Here is a 3,407-nt window from a genome sequence, read left to right on the forward strand (position 1 = left end):
CGGGATTTATACTACAGGATTAAAAAAGATTAGCGAAGATAACCATCACACATGGCTGTCTTCGCTAATCTTTTTTAATCTTATAAAATCTGGAAAAAAAATCTGGAAAATCGTCTAAATCAGTATAATCCTGAGTAAGACAAAAACTCGCTTTCCATGAAATATATTACAACAAACCGCCCAGCATACCGCCGGCAGCGTTCTTCATTTCTGCTTCCCAGGAGTTTTCTGCGTCTTTCAGCGCACGGTTCAATGCGGTGAGTAGCAAATCTTCCATTTCTTCCTTGTTCTCCGGTGTAAAAAGATGCGCCGCTATGTCAATACTTTTTACCTGACGGTTACCGTCTACGGTTACTTTTACGGCACCATCTCCGGCCTCTCCGGATAAAGTTACTGTAGCCAAACGCTCTTTGCCTTCCTGCATTTTCTGCTTGATCTGCGTCAGCTTTCCAAATAAATCACCAAACATGTTTCGTGTGTTTTAAGAACGGCAAATATAATATTTTCCGCCTTCGGCGGAAGAAATTGTCTTGTTTCCCCCTAAACGGCGTGCGGCCAGAAAATATTATTAATACTTAATATACAGAACAGTGCAAGCAACAATTACGTATCTTACTGGCAGCTAACAGTATCATCTAATAATGGAGACAAAAGTTTGTATTATAGGCGCAGGTCCCGGCGGCGCTACCGCAGCACTGCAACTCGCCCAACTAGGCATTGAATGTATCATCGTAGATAAAGCCGTATTTCCCAGAGATAAAGTATGTGGAGATGGATTAAGTGGCAAGGTATTAACCCTGCTGGAACGCATCGATAAAGGCATCGGACAACGTTTACAACAAGCCATGTTTAAAATGGACAGCTGGGGCGTCACCTTTGTAGCGCCCAACCGTATTGGGATGGATATCCCTTACACGCCAGACTATCAGAAGGACATGAGCAATCCCCGCGGGTTTGTATGCAAACGCATTGATTTTGATAATTTCCTGGTAGAAGAACTGAAACGCCGCCCCGAAATTCGTTTATTCGAAGGGGTTAGCATCGATAAATACGAGCTGAAAGCAGATGGCTATTATCTGTCCAGCAAAGACGGTTCCTTCCAGGTAAAAGCGGATATCGTGATTGCAGCTAACGGCGCCCACTCCAGCTTCACCAAAGATGTAGCCGGTATTAAAATGGAACCGGCACACTATGTGGCCGGCATCCGCGCCTATTATAAAGGCATCACCGGTTTACACCCACACAGTTTCATAGAACTGCACTTCCTGAAAAACATGCTCCCCGGCTACCTGTGGATATTCCCGCTCCCCAATGGCGAAGCCAATGTGGGCGTAGGTATGCTCAGTAATTCGGCCCGGAATAACAAAATAAACCTGAAACAGCTCATGCTGGACACCCTCGCCACCGATCCTACTATGAAAGAACGCTTTGCCAACGCGGAGCTGGTAGGCTCTATCGATGGCTATGGTCTCCCGCTGGGTAGCAAAAAAAGGAAATTACATGGTGAACGCTACATGCTGGTAGGAGATGCCGGCTACCTGATAGATCCTTTTACGGGAGAAGGTATCGGCAACGCACTTTACTCTGGTAGAATAGCCGCACAGCAGGCTGCTGCCGCTATTGCCGCCAACGATTATTCCGATGAATTCTTCAATGCCTACGACGAAAACGTATACCGCATCCTCGGACCAGAGCTACAGCTGAGTACCAAACTGCAGAAACTCATCAAATATCCATGGCTGTTTAACATGCTGATGAAAATGGGTTCCCGCAACAAACAGCTGAAAGACCTGATGTCCTGCATGTTCCATGAAGTAGACCTGCGCAAAAAGCTGGGTCAGCCCATGTTCTATGTAAAATTGTTATTTAACAGATAAAAGCATTCTCCCGCTGTGAAATTTTTAAGCCAATTATCCATTATCGTATTCACCTCATTTACCATGAGTGCACAAATACATCCGGCAGCCACGCGGTTAACACCCGAGATCGCCAACAAACTGGCAGAGCTGCCATTGAAATGCCTGGACCTGGAATTTCCTTACAAAACGGGGATTGTATTTACGGATAGCTCGCTGCTCACCGCGCCTAAAAATTATCATCCGGCCTTTTATGGTTGCTTCGACTGGCATAGCAGCGTGCACGGCCACTGGATGCTGGTACGCCTCTTAAAGTCTTATCCGGACCTGGCCAAAGCCAGTACCATCAGAAGTAAACTGGCCGCACATTTATCTGCCGAAAATATAAAAATTGAACAACAACTGTTCAGCAGCGCCGAAAACAAAAGCTTTGAACGGATATATGGCTGGAGCTGGCTCCTACAGCTGCAAAATGAATTGCTCACCTGGAACGATCCACTGGGCAAAGAAATGAGCCAACATCTGCAACCACTGGCTACGCAGTTTTCCACCGCTTACATTCAGTTTCTGGATAAAATCATGTACCCTATCCGGGTGGGCGAACATACCAATCTCGCCTTCGGACTTTGCCTGGCCTGGGATTATGCCGTCACCGCCAAAGATGCGGCACTCCAAAAAGCCATACATAATGCGGCCATGCGCTTTTATGCGGCAGACAAAAATGCCCCCATTGCCTGGGAACCTGGTGGCTACGACTTCCTGTCGCCCAGCCTGGAAGAAGCAGACCTCATGCGCCGCGTGATGCCGGAAGCCGACTATCGTAAATGGATATACGCTTTTCTGCCCGGCTTATTCGAAAACAAGATCAACATCCTGCCGGTGGCACAGGTAAAAGACCGCACAGACGGCAAACTCGTTCACCTGGATGGCCTCAATCTTAGCCGTACCTGGTGCCTGGAAGCCATCGCGGAACATGCCGGCAAAAATAAAGCAGCCATTCAACAGCTGGCACACCAACACATGGAAGCCGGACTGCAACAGGTTTTCAGTGGTAACTATGCCGGAGAACATTGGCTGGCCTCTTTTGCTGTTTATATGCTAACTATCGGAAAACAACCGTAAATTCATTAGCGAAATTTTATTGTCCCTATAAAAGCTGTAGTTCAGTTTGTCCGTAAGGAATATTAACCACGCTATTATGCGCCCTACTATAACCCTCGCCTTGAAATCAGTATTGTCAATCCTATTGATAATATCGGCTTTCATCGCCACCGCCCAGAAAGTGAACACCAGCCCCACTCCGGCATGGCTGGTGCCGTATACCCCGGACCTCACTAAAAAACCCAATGCCAAAAATATCAGCGATGGTTATTATCTCCTCCTGCTGGAAGAACAACGACAGGTAGAACTGAAAAGTAATTACCAACACTTTATCCGTCAAATTATCTCGGAGGCAGGGATTCAAAACGGATCAGAAATTTCGGTAGACTATGATCCTCAATACGAAAAGCTCTCCTTTCATAAAATAGTGATTCACCGAGATGGGAAAGA

General features: G+C 46.6%; 4 protein-coding genes. 3 read left to right on the top strand and 1 reads right to left on the bottom strand.

What is annotated here, in order from left to right:
- Window positions 1-166 precede the first annotated feature (166 nt).
- The gene (locus VIP81_RS16300) at window positions 167-469 is read right to left on the bottom strand and encodes a YbaB/EbfC family nucleoid-associated protein (protein WP_331962940.1); all 303 of its coding nucleotides are present in this window, start codon (window positions 467-469) and stop codon (window positions 167-169) included.
- A 172-nt stretch (window positions 470-641) separates the two neighbouring features.
- Here VIP81_RS16300 and VIP81_RS16305 point away from each other — a divergent pair, with 172 nt between their 5' ends.
- The 3 genes from VIP81_RS16305 to VIP81_RS16315 all read left to right on the top strand — a co-directional run.
- On the top strand, window positions 642-1,877 hold the full coding sequence (locus tag VIP81_RS16305; protein ID WP_331962943.1) for a geranylgeranyl reductase family protein: 1,236 nt from the start codon (window positions 642-644) through the stop codon (window positions 1,875-1,877).
- A gap of 15 nt (window positions 1,878-1,892) precedes the next feature.
- Window positions 1,893-2,978, top strand: coding sequence for a DUF2891 domain-containing protein (locus VIP81_RS16310; protein WP_331962946.1), 1,086 nt, complete (start codon window positions 1,893-1,895; stop codon window positions 2,976-2,978).
- Between the two features lie 76 nt (window positions 2,979-3,054).
- Window positions 3,055-3,407 (top strand): DUF3857 domain-containing protein (locus VIP81_RS16315; protein WP_331962949.1); only part of this gene is annotated, 353 nt, incomplete at its 3' end.

This window comes from Chitinophaga sp., from assembly GCF_036566945.1.
In the GTDB taxonomy this organism is placed as follows: Bacteria; Bacteroidota; Bacteroidia; order Chitinophagales; family Chitinophagaceae; genus Chitinophaga.

Bases quoted from the DNA above. Each gene is read 5' to 3' on its own strand.
- VIP81_RS16300 (WP_331962940.1), bottom strand. From the start codon at position 469: ATGTTTGGTGATTTATTTGGAAAGCTGACGCAGATCAAGCAGAAAATG.
- VIP81_RS16305 (WP_331962943.1), top strand. From the start codon at position 642: ATGGAGACAAAAGTTTGTATTATAGGCGCAGGTCCCGGCGGCGCTACC.